The sequence below is a fragment of the Kitasatospora sp. NPDC056273 genome, from assembly GCF_042268845.1.
GTDB lineage: Bacteria > Actinomycetota > Actinomycetes > Streptomycetales > Streptomycetaceae > Kitasatospora.
This window is the reverse complement of the sequence record NZ_JBHJSJ010000005.1, coordinates 116,159-133,042: the sequence shown is the minus strand read 5'-3', so window position 1 is coordinate 133,042 and position 16,884 is coordinate 116,159. Positions and strand designations below refer to the sequence as shown.

At 74.7% G+C, this 16,884-nt stretch carries 17 protein-coding genes; 5 read left to right on the top strand and 12 right to left on the bottom strand.

Annotation, left to right across the window (positions count from 1 at the left end):
* Positions 1 to 59: 59 nt before the first annotated feature.
* Positions 60 to 503 carry a helix-turn-helix domain-containing protein gene (locus tag ACFCY1_RS06540; protein WP_049658043.1) on the bottom strand — a complete coding sequence of 148 codons (444 nt, stop codon included), beginning with the start codon at positions 501 to 503 and terminating at the stop codon, positions 60 to 62.
* Positions 504 to 639: 136 nt separating this feature from the next.
* On the opposite strand from ACFCY1_RS06540, the gene ACFCY1_RS06535 reads away from it, so the two are divergent.
* Positions 640 to 1,905 carry an MFS transporter gene (locus ACFCY1_RS06535; RefSeq protein ID WP_375873758.1) on the top strand — a complete coding sequence of 422 codons (1,266 nt, stop codon included), beginning with the start codon at positions 640 to 642 and terminating at the stop codon, positions 1,903 to 1,905.
* A gap of 43 nt (positions 1,906 to 1,948) precedes the next feature.
* On the opposite strand, the gene ACFCY1_RS06530 is transcribed toward ACFCY1_RS06535, so the two are convergent.
* Positions 1,949 to 2,383 carry a DUF4259 domain-containing protein gene (locus tag ACFCY1_RS06530; protein WP_375873757.1) on the bottom strand — a complete coding sequence of 145 codons (435 nt, stop codon included), beginning with the start codon at positions 2,381 to 2,383 and terminating at the stop codon, positions 1,949 to 1,951.
* A 121-nt stretch (positions 2,384 to 2,504) separates the two neighbouring features.
* On the opposite strand from ACFCY1_RS06530, the gene ACFCY1_RS06525 reads away from it, so the two are divergent.
* Positions 2,505 to 3,314: a nucleotidyltransferase domain-containing protein gene (locus ACFCY1_RS06525; protein WP_375873756.1), complete on the top strand. Its 810-nt coding sequence runs from the start codon at positions 2,505 to 2,507 to the stop codon at positions 3,312 to 3,314.
* Positions 3,315 to 3,534: 220 nt separating this feature from the next.
* Here the strand turns inward: ACFCY1_RS06525 and ACFCY1_RS06520 are convergent, their stop codons facing one another.
* The gene (locus tag ACFCY1_RS06520) at positions 3,535 to 5,184 is read right to left on the bottom strand and encodes an LCP family protein (RefSeq protein WP_375873755.1); all 1,650 of its coding nucleotides are present in this window, start codon (positions 5,182 to 5,184) and stop codon (positions 3,535 to 3,537) included.
* On the bottom strand, positions 5,177 to 5,800 hold the full coding sequence (locus ACFCY1_RS06515; protein WP_074004891.1) for a DUF6542 domain-containing protein: 624 nt from the start codon (positions 5,798 to 5,800) through the stop codon (positions 5,177 to 5,179). The genes ACFCY1_RS06520 and ACFCY1_RS06515 overlap by 8 nt, the downstream gene beginning before the upstream one ends.
* 290 nt (positions 5,801 to 6,090) lie before the next feature.
* Between ACFCY1_RS06515 and ACFCY1_RS06510 the strand changes: the two genes are divergently transcribed.
* A complete protein-coding gene (locus ACFCY1_RS06510; protein ID WP_049660325.1) occupies positions 6,091 to 6,297 on the top strand; it encodes an antitoxin in 207 nt (68 codons plus the stop codon).
* Positions 6,298 to 6,368: 71 nt separating this feature from the next.
* Positions 6,369 to 7,058, top strand: a complete 690-nt coding sequence (locus tag ACFCY1_RS06505; RefSeq protein WP_074004892.1) for a transglycosylase SLT domain-containing protein — start codon at positions 6,369 to 6,371, stop codon at positions 7,056 to 7,058.
* A 13-nt stretch (positions 7,059 to 7,071) separates the two neighbouring features.
* Here ACFCY1_RS06505 and galE read toward each other — a convergent pair whose 3' ends face one another.
* From galE to ACFCY1_RS06485, 4 genes are all read right to left on the bottom strand, one after another.
* Complete coding sequence (galE, locus tag ACFCY1_RS06500; protein ID WP_049660328.1) at positions 7,072 to 8,088, bottom strand: UDP-glucose 4-epimerase GalE; 1,017 nt, start codon at positions 8,086 to 8,088, stop codon at positions 7,072 to 7,074.
* 130 nt (positions 8,089 to 8,218) lie between these two features.
* Positions 8,219 to 8,869 carry a hypothetical protein gene (locus tag ACFCY1_RS06495; protein ID WP_375873754.1) on the bottom strand — a complete coding sequence of 217 codons (651 nt, stop codon included), beginning with the start codon at positions 8,867 to 8,869 and terminating at the stop codon, positions 8,219 to 8,221.
* A 1,020-nt stretch (positions 8,870 to 9,889) separates the two neighbouring features.
* Positions 9,890 to 10,351 carry a hypothetical protein gene (locus tag ACFCY1_RS06490; protein ID WP_117492977.1) on the bottom strand — a complete coding sequence of 154 codons (462 nt, stop codon included), beginning with the start codon at positions 10,349 to 10,351 and terminating at the stop codon, positions 9,890 to 9,892.
* Between the two features lie 52 nt (positions 10,352 to 10,403).
* On the bottom strand, positions 10,404 to 11,168 hold the full coding sequence (locus ACFCY1_RS06485) for a sigma 54 modulation/S30EA ribosomal C-terminal domain-containing protein (protein WP_375873753.1): 765 nt from the start codon (positions 11,166 to 11,168) through the stop codon (positions 10,404 to 10,406).
* A gap of 341 nt (positions 11,169 to 11,509) precedes the next feature.
* Between ACFCY1_RS06485 and ACFCY1_RS06480 the strand changes: the two genes are divergently transcribed.
* Entirely contained in the window at positions 11,510 to 14,002 is a 2,493-nt protein-coding gene (locus ACFCY1_RS06480) for a cytochrome P450 (protein WP_375873752.1), read from the top strand.
* A gap of 19 nt (positions 14,003 to 14,021) precedes the next feature.
* Here ACFCY1_RS06480 and ACFCY1_RS06475 read toward each other — a convergent pair whose 3' ends face one another.
* From ACFCY1_RS06475 to ACFCY1_RS06460, 4 genes are all read right to left on the bottom strand, one after another.
* On the bottom strand, positions 14,022 to 14,213 hold the full coding sequence (locus ACFCY1_RS06475) for a DUF6126 family protein (protein ID WP_049656767.1): 192 nt from the start codon (positions 14,211 to 14,213) through the stop codon (positions 14,022 to 14,024).
* 43 nt (positions 14,214 to 14,256) lie between these two features.
* The gene (locus tag ACFCY1_RS06470; protein ID WP_049656769.1) at positions 14,257 to 14,598 is read right to left on the bottom strand and encodes a helix-turn-helix transcriptional regulator; all 342 of its coding nucleotides are present in this window, start codon (positions 14,596 to 14,598) and stop codon (positions 14,257 to 14,259) included.
* 250 nt (positions 14,599 to 14,848) lie between these two features.
* Positions 14,849 to 15,316, bottom strand: a complete 468-nt coding sequence (locus ACFCY1_RS06465; RefSeq protein WP_049656770.1) for a hypothetical protein — start codon at positions 15,314 to 15,316, stop codon at positions 14,849 to 14,851.
* A 301-nt stretch (positions 15,317 to 15,617) separates the two neighbouring features.
* Positions 15,618 to 16,811, bottom strand: a complete 1,194-nt coding sequence (locus ACFCY1_RS06460; RefSeq protein WP_375873751.1) for a glycoside hydrolase family 3 N-terminal domain-containing protein — start codon at positions 16,809 to 16,811, stop codon at positions 15,618 to 15,620.
* Positions 16,812 to 16,884 lie beyond the last annotated feature (73 nt).

Genomic DNA, 16,884 nt, shown 5'->3' with positions numbered 1-16,884 from the left:
CCCCGCTGCCATCGACCCTCACCCGGCCGGTGGCAGCGGCGCGCCTCAGGGCACGGACCTCAGGGCAGCAGCACCTTCGCGTCCTCGGGCCCGAGCACCCGGCCGTCCGCCGAGCGCACCTCGACCGGCGCGACGGGCGCACCGGACTCGCGGTCCACCAGACGCGCCCGGGGCTCGCCCTCCTCGAAGAACCACTGGTCGCCCCACTGCCGCAGCGCCGTGATCACCGGGAACAGCGCACGGCCCTTCTCGGTGAGCACGTACTCCTGGTACGGGCTGCCGTCGGCGGCCGGCGCGAGCTCGAACACGCCGTTGGCGACCAGGCCGGCCAGGCGGGAGGACAAGATGTTCTTGGCCAGGCCGAGGTTCTTCTGGAACTGCCCGAAGCGGCGCAGTCCGTCGAAGGCGTCACGGACGATCAGCAGCGTCCAGCCGTCGCCGACGACGTCGAGCGGACGGGCGACCGGGCAGGCCGATTCCTCGTGCGTGGTGCGTTTCGGCACTTCTCCCACCTCTCAGCTCTCACCGGTCGGCGCCCAGCGTACCGATCAGAGCGTGGTTGCTTATTAAAACCAGGGTATGCCATGGTGTCGCGGTAGCACTTTGAAACCACCATGCCCCTTCGAGGGAGTCCCGCCCATGACCTCACCCGCCCGCGCGTCCGCCGAGGACCCGACCGCCGCCGACCCGACCGCCGACGCCCTGGCCAAAGCCCCGGCCGACACCCCCACCGGGGCCCCGCCGCGCGGCCTGTCACCGACCGTCGCCTGGCTGCTCTCCGTCGCCTGCGGCCTCGCCGTGGCCAACGTCTACTACTCGCAGCCACTGCTCGACCTGATCGCCCGGGACTACGTCATCGCCCCGGCGACCATCGGCCTGGTCGGCACCCTCACCCAGACGGGCTACGCCCTCGGCCTGCTCCTGCTCGTGCCGCTCGGCGACCACGTCAACCGCCGCACCCTGATCACCTCCCAGCTCGGCCTGTCCGTCCTCGCCCTCCTCGCCGTCGCACTCGCCCCCTCCGCTCCGCTGCTGCTCCTCGCGATGGCCGCCGTCGGCGTCCTCGCCGTCGTCGCCCAGGTGGTCGTCGCCTACTCCGCCCAACTCGCCGCCCCGGGCGACCAGGGCCGGGTGGTCGGCACCGTGACCAGCGGCATCGTGGTCGGCATCCTGCTCGCCCGCACCGTCGCCGGGACCATCGGCGACCTGGCCGGCTGGCGCGCCGTCTACGTGGTCTCCGCCGTCGCCACCGCCGCCATGGCCCTCGCCGTCGCGGCCGCCGTCCCGTCCGAGCGGCACCGGGCGGCCGAGCGGATCGGCTACCCGCGGTTGGTCGGCTCGGTGTTCACGCTCTTCGCCCAGGAGCGCGTGCTCCGGGTCCGGGCCGTCCTCGCGCTGCTCGGCTTCACCTCCGTCACCGTGCTGCTCACCCCGATGGTGCTCCCGCTCGCCGCGCCTCCCTTCAGCCTCAGCCACACCCAGATCGGGCTCTTCGGCCTGGCCGGCGCCGCCGGAGCGCTCGGCGCCGGATACGCCGGCCGCCAGGCCGACCGCGGCCGCGCCGAACGCACCGCCGGCATCGGTCTGCTGGCCATGCTGGTCGGCTGGCTCCCGGCCGCGCTGCTGCCGCACTCGGTCTGGTGGCTGGTGCTCGCCATGGTGGTGATCGACTACGGCCTGCAGTCCGTCCACGTCGCCAACCAGCACCTCCTCTACCAGGTCCGCCCGGAGGCGCAGAGCCGCCTGACCGCCGGCTACATGCTGCTCTACTCCGCCGGATGCGGCGCGGGCGCGATCCTGTCCACCGTCGTCTACGACCACGGCGGCTGGACGGCCGTCTGCCTGCTCGGCGCCGCCACCAGCCTCACCGCGCTCGGCTACTGGTGGACGGCGGCCCGCCGCTGACGGCCGATCGGCCACCGGCCTCCGGCCCCTACGCGTACGTCACCTACGCGTCCGCCACCGGCGCCTCCGCCGCCGACGCCGCGGCGAGGACCTCCCGCAGCGTCCGTATGCCCTCGCGCCAGGCCGCCGCCTCCCCCGACTCGTCCCACAGCTCCGCGAGCTCCGACTCCTCCGCGACCACCCGGTCGAGCGCCGCCACCGCGAGCGGGCGCAGCTCGGCGGAGAGCGGCGGGACCGGCTCCTTGGGCCCGTAGGCGCTGGTCACCGCCGCCCCGCCCGGGCACTGCGCCGCCACCAGCGCGGCGGAGGCGACCGCCTCCACCGCCTCGTCCGAGTCCAGGAACTCCTCCGCCCGGACGGCGTACAGCAGCGCCGACCGGAGCAGCGCCTCCCGCTCGCCCGGCGCCGCGTCATCCAGTCCGCCGCAGAAGTCCGCCGCCGAGTCGTTGTCGAAGTGCCCGATGTCCCAGGTGCCCATGCCGATCCCCTCACGCCGTTCGTGTTCGTGTGCGACGGATGCTTGCACACGGCACTGACAATCGGCCGGGCCGAGGGATATTCGCTGGTCAGGGCCAACCGCGGTGGGGCAGAGTGCCCCCATGACCACGATTCAGGGGCTGGACCGGGACGGGTACATCGCACGGGAGGGCTCGCTCGACCGCGTGCCGCCGGCGTTCGCGCCGGTGGTCACCGCGGCCCGGGAGCGGATCGCCGCGGCCTTCGCCCCCGACCGGCTGCACAGCGCCTACCTCTACGGCAGCCTCCCGCGCGGCACCGCGACCCCCGGCGTCTCCGACCTCGACCTGCTGCTCGCCCTGCGCCACGAGCCCACCGCCGCGGACCGGGCGGAGGCCGACGCCCTCGAAGCCGCGCTGGACGGGGAGTTCGCGCAGGTGAACGGGGTCGGCGTGGTGCTGGCCGGCACGGTCACCCTGCTGAGCGAGCTCGAACGCCACGACCTCGGCTGGTTCGTCGCCTGCCTCTGCACCCCGCTGCTCGGCGAGGACCTCGCCGCCCGGCTCCCCCGCTACCGCCCCACCTCGCTGCTCGCCCGGGAGACCAACGGCGACCTGGCCCTGGTCCTCCCGCTCTGGCACGAGCGCCTGGCCGCCGCCACCACGGAGGCCGAACTGCGCGGCCTCACCCGCGCCGTCTCCCGCCGCCTCGTCCGCACTTGCCTCACCCTGGTCATGCCCCGCTGGGGCGGCTGGACCAGCGACCTCGCCGCCTCCGCCGAGATATTCGCCGGCTACTACCCCGAGCGCGCCGCCCAAGCACGCCTCGCCGCCGCCCTCGCCCGCGGCCGCACCCCCGACCGGGCCGCCCTCACCGTGCTCGTCGACGACCTGGGCCCCTGGCTCGCCGCCGAGTACGCCGCCGTCCACGGCGTGAAGGCACCGCGCCCGTGACGGCGCCGCGCCCGTGACGGCAGCACGCCCGTGACGGAACCGCACCCGGACGGCCGGCCCTACGGTCCGGACCACCGGTGCGTCCGCTCCCGCCGGCCCACGGCATGCTCGTCCCGGACGTCGTCGGCGGGCGGATCGGGTACGTCGAGGCCCTCGACCCGGCGGCCACTCCGGGACACCAGCCCCGGCCGGGGCTGAACTCCCCGCCGCCGCAGGGGCTTCAGTCCACGCACGGGATCCCGCCCGCCTTCACCGCCGGCCCCTGCATCGGCAGCCCCGCCGCCGAGTCGGCGGAGGTCTCACCCGGCGCGGCCGACGGTACGGCCGTCGGGCTCGGGGTGCGGGAGACGGCGAGGGTGAGCAGGACGCGTCCCGCGGGGATCCCCGACGAGAAGACCGCGTTCACCCCGTAGCGGGCGGCGAGGCGCTGCGCCTCGGCCTTGGCCCCGGCTCCGTACCCGACCGCGGTGGCCCGGGTCCTGGCCGGGGCGTCGCCGATCCGGCCCGTCTGGTAGCCGAGTTCGGCCAGCGCCCGGGACTCGTTGGCCGCCGCCCCCGCCCCCGCGACCGCGTTGATGTCGACCACCGCCTTGGGCGTCGCGCTCGGCGTCGGGGTCGCGGAGGGCGACGGGGCCGGTTCGCCCGGCGCGTCCCCGGACGGCGCGACGGGCACGACGGCGGGGACGGCCGGCGCCGGCTCGTGCTTGAAGAGCTGCCGGACGATCTTCCTGATCAGGTCCGGGTTGACGGTGTTGACCTCCTGCCCGCCAACCGTCTTGAAGCCGCTGATCGGCAGGGTGTTGAACTCCACGTTGCCGCCGGTCAGGTTGGGCGCCTGCTGGGCGAAGTCGAGGATGTTCCACTCGTTGTCGATGACCACGTCCTTCTTCACCACCGCGAACAGCTTCTGCATCTGCCCGAGGTCGTTCAGGATGCCCTGCTGCTTGAGCCGGTACTCGACGGAGGAGAGGAACGCCTGCTGCCGGTGGGTGCGGTCGAGGTCGCCGTTGGTGAGGTGGTGGCGCTGGCGGACGAAGGAGAGCGCCTGCGCGGCGTCGAGGGAGCTGATCCCGGCCGGGAGCTTGAGGCCGGTGCCGCCGCCCTCGTGGGTGGCGGTCCGGGCGATGATCGGGTCGTCCACGGGGTGGTTGAGGCAGACCTGGACCGGCTCGACCGCCTTGGCGATGTCGTAGAAGCCGATCAGGTTCACCTCCGCGAAGTGGTCGATCGGGACGTCCAGGAAGCTCTGCACGGTCCGGATGGTGGCCGAGCGGCCGGCCTCGCGGCTCTGCCGTTCCAGCGCCGCCTTGGAGAGCCCCTTGCCCGCCAGCTTCTGCTCGGCGGCCTCCTTGGCGATGCCGTACGCCTCCTTGATCTTGTGCATCTTCCCGTCCGCGCCGACGGTCTGCACGTAGTCGTCGCGCGGGACGGAGAGCGCGGTGACCTTGCCGCCGTTGGCCGGGATGTGCAGCACGATCAGGGCGTTGGTGTTGTACCCGCCGATCTCGCTGGAGCCGGCGTGCAGTTCGTCCTCCACGAACTGCCGGGGCAGGTCGTTGCCGTCCATGTCCTTGCGGCTGTCCAGGCCGATCAGCAGCAGGTTGACGGACTTGTCGAGGTGCGGCGGAGCGTTCTTCCTGGCCTCGCTCAGCGCGGTGGACTTGATCATGCCGTCGTCCAGGCTGCGGTACTCGTACCAGGTGAAGCCGCTGGCGCCGAGCACCGCGACCGAGACGGTGCAGGCCAGGGTGCGCCCGGCGACGGTCAGCGGGGCGGCGGCGCGGCGCGGGTCGTAGCCGCGCCGGCCGCGCAGACCGCGCTGCCCGTGTTGGCCGCGGCCGCCGGTACGGCTGTTGCCGCGCTCAGCCACGGCGGCCCCTTCCGGCCGGGACAGCCGTCCTGCCGGTCCGCCGGCGCTCCGGCACCGCCCGGCGGCGGGCCGCCGTGACCCGGACCGCGACCACGACGAGCGCCACCGCCACGGCCGCGGCCATCACCGGGAACGCCCCGACCACCCAGCGCAGCGCGCCGGTGCCGAGGTTCCTCCCCTGATACTTCCCGGGGTGCGCCAGGTACTCGACGCCCGAGGCGGTGAGCAGCACCACGACCGGAGCGGCCGTCACCACCCACCACCGGCCGGTGCGGCTGCAGAGCAGCGCCGCGGCCGCCGTCCCGAGCACCGAGCCCACCGCGAACAGGAGGCCGACGCCCGGCCCGTCGAGTTCGTCCGCGACCGCTCCGAGCAGCGGCAGCCCGACCGCCGAGAACGCGGCCGCCGTCCCGCCGCGCCGGCGCGCCTGCTGCCTGCGGCGGGCCGCCCCGGGGCGCGGCGACCGGACCTGCCGGGGCGCCGCGGTGTCCGCGCGCCTCCCGGGGGCGCCTGCGGCTCCCGCACCGGCCGGCCAGGAGCGCTGGGCGGGCAGGGCGCGGTCCTCGGTGCGGGGCCCCGCGTCCTGGTACGGCGTTCTCGCCCGCTGACCGGCCATGCGCACTTCCCTCGATCGTTGCGGCTGCGGCGGCGCGATCGCACCACCGCGCGTGCCGGGACGCCGTCGGTCCTGCCGGGGCCCTGGCGGCGCCCTGGTGACGTCCTGGTGGGGACCAAGCCTCTACATTGCTGTAGAGGCTGGGCTGGAGCATACAAAACCCATTTCAGCAAAGTCATCCGCTGCCACCCGGCAGCGACCGACCGCCTGGTGGACCGTCGTTAGGATGGTCATGATCCCCGCCACGTCGGCACACCATCAGGAACGCATCAGAGGAGCAGAGCGTCACCATGTTTGAGAGTCTGAAGAACCTCGCGGGCAAGGCCACCGACCTCGCCCGTGACCACGGCGACGTGATCGGGCAGGGCCTGGACAAGGTCGGCGACGCGATCGACGACCGCACGGACGGCAAGTACAGCGGGCAGATCGACACCGGCGTCGAGAAGGCGAAGGACTTCCTGCGCAACCTCGACGGCGACCAGAAGCCCGCCGAGTAACCTGCCGCAGGACACGATCGGCCGCACGACGGTCGAACGACCGCACGGGCGAACGGGGAGGGGCGGCAGCGGTGAGCGAGGAGAAGAAGGGGCCGGGCTGGGGGCAGTGGCTGGTGCTCACCGTCGCGGTCGTGGTCGGGCTGGGCCTCCTGCGCGGCAACGACCACGACGGCGCGGCCTCCGCCGACCCCTCCCCGACCGCCGCCGCCCCGTCCGTCCCCGGGTCCGGCGGCGCGCCGTCGGCCGGCGGCTCCGCGAAGCCCTCGAAGCCCTCGGGCCGCTACGACCCGGCCGACTACGCGGAGCCGGTCCGCCGGTACGCCACCGAGGCCGGGGTCAACCCGCAGCTGCTGATGGCGATCCTCTACAACGAGTCGTACAAGCCGCACGACCCCGAACTCGAACGGGCCTGGCAGCGCGGCAAACCGGACGCCTCCTTCGGCATCGCCAACATGCACCGGGCCGCCTTCGACGACACCAAGCCCGGCCGCCCCTTCGCCTCCCGCCAGTGGGAGGAGCTCCCGGACGACCGGGACCTGGCCGTCCAGGCGGCCGCCTGGCACCTGCACGACCTCGCCGCCCAACTTCCCGCGCGCCCGGGAGTGTCGCTCAGCCGGGACGAACTGGTCGCCCTCGGCTACAACGCGGGCGCGGGCAACATGCTGGCCTTCGCCCGGGGCGTCAAGATCGGCTCCCAGGCGCAGTCCTACCTCGACCGCCTGCGGGACAACTGGTCGAAGTCCGGCGAGGCCGTGAAGTAGCGCCTCCGGGCGGTCAGCTGACGGCGATCCGGGCGGACCAGACCCTCCGCCAGGCCAGCGCGTCGGCGACCCCCTCGGCGATGCCGCGCCGCGGCTGCCAGCCGAGCAGGTCCCGCGCGGTGTCCACGACGGCGTAGCAGCCGATCACGTCCCCGGGCCGCGGCCCGGCCTCCCGCACCTCGAGACTGGCGCCGACGGCCTGTTCGAAGGCGGCGATCAGCTCCCGCACGGTGGTCCCGTCGCCGGTGCCGACGTTGATCACCCGGTAGCGGTCCGCCACGCCCGGGGCGATCACCTCGTCGAACCGGAGCAGCGCCGCGACGTGCGCCTCGGCGAGGTCCTGGACGTGGACGTAGTCGCGGATGCCGGAGCCGTCGCGGGTCGCCCAGTCGGTGCCGGTCACGGTGAACGGGGTGCCGGTGGTGTGCGCCTCGATCAGCTTGCCGAGGGCATGGGTGGGCCGGAGGTCCTGGAGGCCGGTGCGCAGCTGCGGGTCGGCGCCGATCGGGTTGAAGTAGCGCAGGGCGATGACGCGTTGGCGCTCGGCGCCCTCGCCCCGGGTCCAGTCCTGGAGGACCTGCTCCATCATCTGCTTGGTGCGCGCGTACGGGCTGCCGGCGTCGACCGGGCTGCTCTCGTCGACCCGGGCGTCGGGGGTGGGGGCGTAGATCGAGGCGGAGCTGCTGAAGACGACCCGGGTGCAGCCGTGGCGCTGGAGGGCGTCCAGGAGTTCGACCGTCTTGGCGACGTTCTCCCGGTAGTAGTACAGCGGCTTGGCCACGGACTCCGGTACGACGATCTTCGCGGCGCAGTGCACGGTGGCGTCGATGTCGGGGTGCTCGGCGAAGATCCGGTCGAGCAGGGCCGCATCGGCGATGTCGCCCCGGTAGAAGAGCCGGTCCGCGACGAACTCGGTCCGCCCCCGGGAGAGGTCGTCCAGCACGACCGGGGTGATCCCCCGGTCGAGCAGGGCGGAGGCGACGGTGCTGCCGATGAATCCCGCGCCGCCGGTGATCAGGACCTTCTTCATGCGCGAGCGCTCCCTTGCGGTCGTCCGGGCGCCAGGTGGCGCCCGGTGACCGGAAGGGACGTCGGTTCGCACCCGGCCGGTTCCACGACGGGGCCGCTCCCCCTGAGACGGCCGGCCCGCGCCGGGCGGCTCAGCCGCGGTGGCGGCGCAGCCAGAGGCCGGTGGCGACCAGGACGACGGCCGCGCAGGCGGTGCCGATGGCCGCCCAGGCGGTGGCGTCGGAGGTGGTCGCGTGGACGCGGCCGGGCGCGGCCTCCCGGGCGGAGACGGGGGCCGCGGTGGTCCCCGTCCCGGCGGTGGTCTCCCGGAGCGGGGCGGGGGTCACCTCGGCGGAGCGTGGCGAGCCGTCCCCCGGCTGGGCCTCGACGAGCGGCGAGCCCCCCGTCCCCGCGGGCGCCGGGTCGGCGACCACCGCGGTGTCGATGTCGAGCTCGCCCTCGCCGTGCCCTGGGGCGGGGGAAGAGCAGTCCACCGTCACCCGCCAGTGCCCGACGGGCAGGATCTCCCGGGTGGTGTACGTCCCGGGACGGCCGGGGGCGGTGACCAGGCGCCAGGGGCCGACGGCGCGCCCGTCGGTGGCCGTCGCGGAGAGCGTGCCGGCGAACTCCCCGGTCACCGGGTCGTGGTCGTTCTCCCAGGTGGCGACGGTGCTGACGCGACCGTTCTGCTGGCCGGTGACGTCCAGGTGGACGCTCTCGCCGTGGGCGGCGGCGGGTGCGGCGGCGGCGAGCAGGGCCGCCGCGGCGAGGGCGAGGGCGCTGAGGTGGGGGCGGGTTCGCATACGGGAGGGTCCTCGGGGCGGTGTGGGGGCAGGGACGCTGGGAACGGCCGGCGCCGGGAACGGCCCGCCACTGGGTGGGCGGCGGCCGGTCCCGGCGCGACGGACCTTCGGGCCTGCGGGTCTTGGGGCCCGCGGGCGTCGGCGGCTCGGGTCGGAGGGTTCGGCCGGCGTACGGGCCGACCGGTTTTACGGGCTCACAGGAACAGCCTTACCCCGTTCGGCACACGAGGACTTCAGCAACGAACAGTTCTGGTAAGAGAGGCCGCCGTTCGACTGCGGAGACTCCGGCCACCGCCCGCGTCGAGGGTGAACCCGCCTCCGTCAGCGGCGAGTTGACACGTCCGCGCGGCCGCTTCGGGGTGCGGCAGCCGGGTGGTGCGCCGAACCGGGGCCGCCGTGCCGCCAAGCACGGCGCGGCGGCCCGGGTCGGCGGAATTCGGCGTGATCTGACTGAAGGCCGCCTCGGGAGCCGGTCCCCCCCGGGGTCGGGGGCGGGGTCGGGGGCGGGGTCGCGGCGGCCAGGGCGCCCTGCGGGTGGGCCGGCGGCGTCGGCGCGGCCCGCTGCTCCGGTGTCCCATCGCGTTCCTCTCCTCGCGCGACGGCCCGTGCCCCTGCGACGGAGGGGCTCGGGCCTTCCGACACTCCGGAGAGCGGGAGGGGCGAGCGGGAATAACAGAAACCTCTTGCGAAAATCCCCGGGCCGTTCGATCGAATGGCGGCCGGGGACGCCGAACCGGCCCTGGGCGCAAGGCGCAACCGCGCAGGGCGGAGCCGGGGAGCGAACAGGGGGCGGAGCCGGGGAGCGCGAGCAGGGGGGCGGGCGCTCCCCGGCAGGAGGTGGTGGCGGCCACCCGGCCGGAGTCCCGGGGCGTGCGACTCCGTCGGCCGTGACGGAATGCTAGACCCGTCGGCAGGTGCTGACCAGTGCTCTGACCAGCGGATTTTCCGCCCCGGACATGCCATTGCCAGCCAGGCTGCGACGCACCGTCAGATCCGACGCACCGTCACATCGCCGGACGGTCAGGCCGCGGCCTTCACCGGCTCCGCACCGAAGGCCGCCGCACCCGCCCAGGGCCGTACCGCCGCCGTCGCGCCGGTGCCGCAGCCCCCGTGCAGCCGGGCCAGCCCGGCCGCCAGGACGACCCGGTCCCCGCCGAGCCAGAGCCGCAGGGCCGCCGAGAGCGCGGCGCTGGCCGGCCCGGCCGCGGGGCCGCCGGTCCGCACCAGCCGCTCGCCGAGCAGCGGCAGCAGGTCCGCGACCGCCGCGGGCAGCCAGAGCGTGAGCGCGAACGGCGCCGGTCTGGCCAGAACGCGTAGCAGCGGCAGGACGCAGGCGTCGTCGTGCAGCGCGGGGATGACCTCCAGCAGCCCGTCCACCGCCACGTCGGAGACGTCGCCGCCGTGCCCGCGCGCGAGGTCGCGCAGCAGCGCGCGCTCGGCGGCGGTGATCCGGACGGTCAGCATGACCTCGTCGCAGTCCATGGTCCCGGCCCCTGTCGTGGAGAGTTGGTGGTGTGGTCGTCGGGTCGTGGTGTCAGTCCTGTGCCGACAGGGTTCCTGCCCCGATCCGGCCCTCCGATACCGGCGCTATCAGGCCGTAGTGGCCGTCGAAGCGGCGGTAGAGCACCCGGGCCCGGTGGTCGCCGGGGTCGGTCCAGCCGACGAACGGGCGGCCGGTGAGCCAGAGCCGGCGGGCCGCCTCGGCGAGGTCGAGCGGGGGCATCGCGCTGGTGCCCGCGGCGCACAGTTCCACCGTGCCGCCCGGCGTGCAGCGGTGCACCAGGCCGTCCCGTCCGGTCACGGCGTCCGCGAAGAGGTGGAACCGCCGGTCGAGGGCGAGCAGTTCGAGCACGGCCTGTTCGGGGCCGCGGCGGGCGAGCACGACCGCCTTGTGCCGGGCGATCCGCCGCTGGGCGAGCGGACGGTCGGCGAACTGCGGGCGGTAGGCGCTCTCGTACGCGACGGCGAAGCCGATGTCGCCCTGCTCGCGCAGCCGGACGGCCCGGCCGGCCAGTGTGCCGAGCACCAGGTCGACGGACTCCCGCGCGGTGCCGGTGGCCAGCTGCACCCGGACCGGGCCGACGCCCGCCAGCTCGACGTCCGCCTGGGCCAGCGCGGGCCGGGTCACCGAGCGGTTTCGCGAGCGGGTCAGCCGCAGTCGCAGCGCGTGGGTGTCGGGGCCGAGCGCCGCGGCGGTGGCCAGTGCCCGGGCCCGGGCGTACTCGGCCTCCTCGCGGGGCAGCTCACCGCGGATCTCCACCCGGACGTCGAGGGCCGGCCGGTGGCGCAGACGGGTCATCAGGTTCCTCCTTCTTCGCATCCATGCTGTCCCTCGTACGCCCGTGCGGCGAGGGTCCAAAGACCCTGCCCCGCGGGCGAGCCGCCGACCGCCCGGAGGGTCGCATCGGCGCAGGTCAACACCGGATTTCGAGCACGCACGAAAGGGTCGATCCACTCGGCCGTTGGAGTGATCCCCGCACATTCGGCGCAACGCTCGGGAAACCGGCGCGTTTGTTCAACGTGCGCCCTCCCGCCGGGGGCGCGCGCGGGGCCCGCGCTGGGCGGACCCCCGGCTCCCGGCCGGCCCGCCGCTGCCACCCGGCATCGCCCGCACCGGCCCCTCTGGTGAGAGGTAGTGTCATGTCCCTGCTGACCGAGACGCGGAAGCTGATCGTCCCCCCGAGAACCGCACCCGGCCCGTCCCCGCTGGCCCGCGCCGCCGTCCCGCCGCTGGCCCCCGGCGCCCTGCCCGGCCTCGGGCACGCCGGCGCCCTGCTGCGCGACCCGCTCCGCTTCCTCGGTTCGCTCTCCCGCCACGGCGGGGTGGTCCGCATCCGCCTCGGCCCGCGCACCGTCTGCGTGGTCACCGACGCCCGGCTGGTCCACACCCTGCTCGTCGCGCTGGCCCACGACTGCCCGCGCGGCGCCGTCCAGGACACCCTCAAGACGGCCTTCGGCGACGGCCTGCTGATGTCCGAGGGCCAGGCCCACCGGGACCGCCGCCGGATCATCCAGCCGGCCTTCGGCCCGGACCGGATGGGCGAGTACCTGGCCGTGATGCAGCAGGTCACCGAGGAGCGGGCCGGACGCTGGCGCCCCGGGCAGGTCCTCGACGTGGCCAAGGAGATGAACCACCTGGCGCTGGAGATCGTCACCCGCACGCTGTTCGACGCCCGGCTCAGCGAGGACGCCACCGTCGCCTTCCACCGGGCGCTGCCGGACCTGGTGAAGGGCCAGATCGTCCAGTCCCTCTACCCGAGCCCGGCGCTCGCCCGGCTGCCGCTGCCCGTCAACCGGCGCTTCGACGACGCCGTCCGGGTGCTCAACCGGGTGGTCGACCAGGCCGTCAACGGCCGCGCCGCGGGCGCCGAGGAGGGCCGCCGCACCCTGCCCGCCCTGCTGCGCGCCGCGACCGACCCGGCCAGCGGGTGCCCGCTCACCGAGGCCGACGTGCGGTCCGAGGCGATCGCCATGTTCGGCGCGGGCACCGAGACCGTCTCCACCACGCTCACCTGGCTGCTGGACGAGCTGCTGCGCCACCCCGAGGTGGAGGCCCGGATCCTCGCCGAGCTGGACGAGCACCTGCCCGCGGGCACCGTCCCCACCCTCGAGGCGCTGGCCCGGCTCACGTACACCCGCAGCGTCACCCAGGAGGTGGTGCGGCTGCACGCGCCGAACGCCTTCCTGATGCGCACCGCCCGGGTTCCGGTCGATCTGGGCCCGTACCGCGTCCCGGCCGGCACCGAGCTGCTGTACAGCCTCACCGCGCTGCACCGCGACCCGCTGCGCTACCCCGAGCCCATGAGCTTCCGGCCCGAGCGCTGGCAGGACGCCGGCGGCACCGGACGGCCGTCCTTCCTGCCGTTCGGTGCGGGCAAGCACAAGTGCATCGGCGAGGCCTTCGCCTGGGCGGAGCTGACCGTCGCGGCCGCGGCGATCCTGCGGCGCTGGCGGCCGGTGGCGGTGCCGGGCGCCCGGGCCCGCGAGGTGGTGTGGACGACGGTCCAGGCGCACGGCCTGCGGGTGCGGCTCGCGCCGCGCGGCGCGCGCTCCCCACGCAGGAGCTCCACCGCGGCCTCCCGCGAGGGTGATACCGGCTCCTCACCGGGGGACACAGTGCCCTCCTCCCCCGGTGAGCCGCCGTCGGGCCGGTGCCCGTTCACCGGCGCCACCCGTGCGACCGCCCCCGCCGACCCGGCCGCCCCGGCGGACCTCCGGTCGCGTGCCGACCTGCTCCTCTCCGCCGACCGGCACGCCGACTGGGCGGTCCGCCGCGGCCTGCTCACCCCGGCGGAGCTGCCCCGCTACCGGGGGTACGCGCTGCACGAGCTGATCGGCTACGCCTATCCCCGCGCCCGGGGCACCGAACTCGACCTCCTGGTGGACATGCTGGGCTGGTTCACCATCCTGGACGACCGGTTCGACGGCCCGCCCGGCCGCCACCCCGTCCAGGCCCGCGCCGTGGTCGACCCGCTGATCGCGGTCCTCGACGGCGCCCGCGGCGGGAGCCCTTCCGAAAGTCGACTACTGCTCTCCTGGAGGGAGTTGTGGGAGCGCCAGACCGCCTCGATGTCCCCCGAGTGGCGCGCCCGGGCGGCCCGGGAATGGCGGGCCTGCCTGGCCACCTTCCCCGCCGAGGCCGACCACCGCGCCAACGGCACCGTGCCCGCCCTCGGCCTCGACCTGACGGACACCATGTGGCTGCGCCGGCACGGCAGTTGCCTCTACCCGTTCATGAACATAATGGAACGGGTCCACGGCACCGACGCCCCGGCCGCGCTGCACGCGGAACCCGCGCTGCACCAGCTGCGCGCCAACACCGCCGACGCCGCCACGCTGATCAACGACCTCTACTCGCTGAAGCGCGAGGAGCGGCAGGGCGGGACGGCGTTCAACACCGTGCTCACCCTCGAGCGGGCCCACGGCTGCACCCGCGACCGGGCGGTCCACGCGGTGCGCACCCGGGTGGCGCAGCTGCAGCAGGAGAGCGAGGAGCTGCGCCGCGACCTGCTGCGCCGCCACCCGGCCGGGCGCTGGTACCTGGACGGCACCCGGGAGCTGGTCGCCGGCGTGCAGGCCTGGACCAGCACCAGCCACCGCTACCGCGTGCGGGACCGGGAGGCGCGCCAGTGAGCGGCCCGGTCCGGGAGCGCTACTTCCGGCCGCCGAGCGCGAACAGCAGCAGCACGAAACCGGCGAACAGGTGGGTGGCGAAGATGTAGATGCCCGCGCGGATCAGCATCGCCTTGCGGCGCCGCTTCTCCTCGCTCGTACCGTCCCCGCCCGTACCGCTCCCGCTGGTACTGCCCTCGCTCACGCTGTCGTCGCTCGTGCTGGCGCTCATGGTGGTGCTTCTCCTCGGATCGGGCGGACGGGCCGGGCGCGGCTCAGCGGGGCCGACCGCCGGGGGCGCGCAGCTCGGTGAGCAGCGCGCCCTGGTCGGTGATCAGCTCGGTCAGGATCCGGCGGGCCGCGCGCAGCAGTTCGGCGACGTCCGGGGTGCTGAGCGCGTACACCACGGTGTTGCCCTCACGGGTCGCCGTGACCAGCTGGGTGCGGCGCAGCACCGCGAGCTGCTGGGAGAGGTTGGACGGCTCGACCTCGATCTCCGCCAGCAGCTCGCGCACCGGCCGGGGGCCGTCCTGGAGCAGTTCCAGGACCCGGATCCGTACGGGGTGGCCGAGGGTGCGGAAGAACTCCGCCTTGGCCTGGTACAGCGGCACCGGCATCGTCCGCGCTCTCCCTCGGGTCCGGCTGGATGGTCGTCCGGCCGGGCGGGGATCTCCGCCGCGGCCGGTAGGCATCATCGCGACAGATGAAGATTTCTTCAAGTCGTCACCGCGCGCAGCCGGGGTGCGCCGGGATCCGGAAGGCCCCGACCGGACGCTCCGCCGGGCGGTCGCGATCGGGTCGGGGCATGCGAAAGCCGAGCCCGGGACGCTGCCAACTCCCGGGCTCGGCAGTCATGGTGATGAGCCGTCAGCAGACTACAGGCACATCGACCGTGGCCGGGACCTGCCCGCTCCAGAAGCCCTCGACGTCGAAGGAGACGTGCACGGTGGACCCGCACGGAACCGTGCTGGAGATGCCGTCGACCCGCACGGTGGAGACCTGGAACACGGTGCGGCCGTTCACGGTGCCGAGCGAGGCCCCGCCGGTCACGTTGGCCGACAGGTGGGTCACCAGCTCCTTCGGCGCCGGCGGCCACGGGGTGCCCGGGGACGGCGGGCCGGCCAGGCCGATCTTCCCGTAGACCGCGACGCTGTCACCCGTCACGTCGGCGCAGGCGTAGGTGGCCAGGCCGGCCTGCAGGCTGGAGTAGCCGCAGGTGGTGACGGTGGCGGTGGTGGTGGCGGCGGCCGGGGTCGCGGCGATGGCCGGGACGGGGGCGGCGAGCAGGGTGACGGCGCCGGCGGCGATCCAGGTGGCGCGACTCATGCGGTTCATCGGTGCCTCCTCCTTCGGAGGGTATGAGGACGGACTGGGAACAGGTGACGTGGTACATATGACATTTCATAGGCCCACGACAGAAACTTTGACATGCGATTCCTCGGCCATGAGGCGGATTTACCCTCGGAAGTCAGGTGTCGACCGAAACTGAACCTTCGATGGCGCAATCAGCGCCGGACAGTCGAACGGGCACCCCCGTCCAGGGGACGCCCGTGTGGAGCCCGGGTGAACCGTTTCCGAACGCCCCCGGAGCCGCCTTCGAAGCCGCCGCCGAAGCCGCTGCCGAGCCGCCACCGGCTCAGCCCAGCGAGCCGCGCAGGGCGTCGACCCGGGCCACCGCCTCGCTGAAGGCGTGCCGGTCCAGGCGGCCGTCGTCCAGGGCGGCGGCCAGCGCCTCGGTGGCCTCCTCGCCCTGCCGGGGGTCGCGCCCGGAGCAGAGCATCAGGTCCATCCCGGCCGCCGCGGCGGCCAGCGCGCGGTCACCGGGGCCGCCGTACGGGGCGAGCGCGGCGGCCTCCATGGCGTCGGTGACGGTCACGCCGTCGAAGCCGAGCCGGCCGCGCAGCTCGCCCTGGATGATCGCGTGCGAGAACCCGGCCGGGTGGTCCGGGTCCAGCGCCGGGTAGATCGCCCAGGAGGCCATCACCAGGCGCACGCCCGCCGCGATGGCCGCCCGGTACGGGGCCTCGCCGCGGGCGCGGAGCTGCGACAGCGGGACGTTCAGGGTGACCGGGCTCTCGTCGGTGTTCGCGCCCCGGGGCGCGGCGCCGAGACCGGGGAAGTGCTTGGCGGTCGCGGCCACGCCGAGGCCCTGCTGGGCGGTGAGGAAGGCGCTGCCCAACTCCGCCACCTTGGCCGGGTCCTGGCCGAAGGAGCGCTCGGAGTGGTCGATGAAGTTGTCCGGCGTGTCGTAGACGTCGAGCACCGGGGCGAGGTTGAGGTTCAGCCCGGCGTCGGTGAGGGTCCGGGCGGCGCCCGCCCCGGACTCCGCCGCCGCGGCGACCGGGTTCGCCGCCAACCCGACGCGGCGGGCGGAGAGTTCGGGCGCACCGGGCAGCCGGCGGACCTTGCCGCCCTCCTGGTCGGTCATCAGCAGCAGCGGGCGCGGATCCGGCGCCTCGGCGGCGGCCTGCTTCAACTCGGCTATGGCCTCGGCGAGTTGCTCCGGGCTGGTGATGTTCTCACCGAACAGGATCACCCCGGCGGCCCGGCCCTCCCGGATCGCCTGGAGCGTCGTGGCCGACGGTATCGGGCCCGGGTACGACAGCACGACCCGCCGCCCGGCGAGCACCCGGGAGTCCTTCTGCGCCAGGCCGGCCATCGCCGCGGTCCTCTCGTCCGGTGCGCCCGGGACGCCCGGAGCGCTCGGGGCACCCGGAGCGCTCGGGGCACCGCGCGGCGGGGCGGGCGAGCCGAGCGGCACCGGCCCGAGCGCGGCGCCCATGACGGCCAGCACCACCCCGAACTGGGCGACACTTCGGAACAGGGCCATCACGCCTCCCGGTCGACAGGTGACTTCGGCGTGTCAACGTACCCAGGGGTGCGGCGCGGCATTCCCCCATACA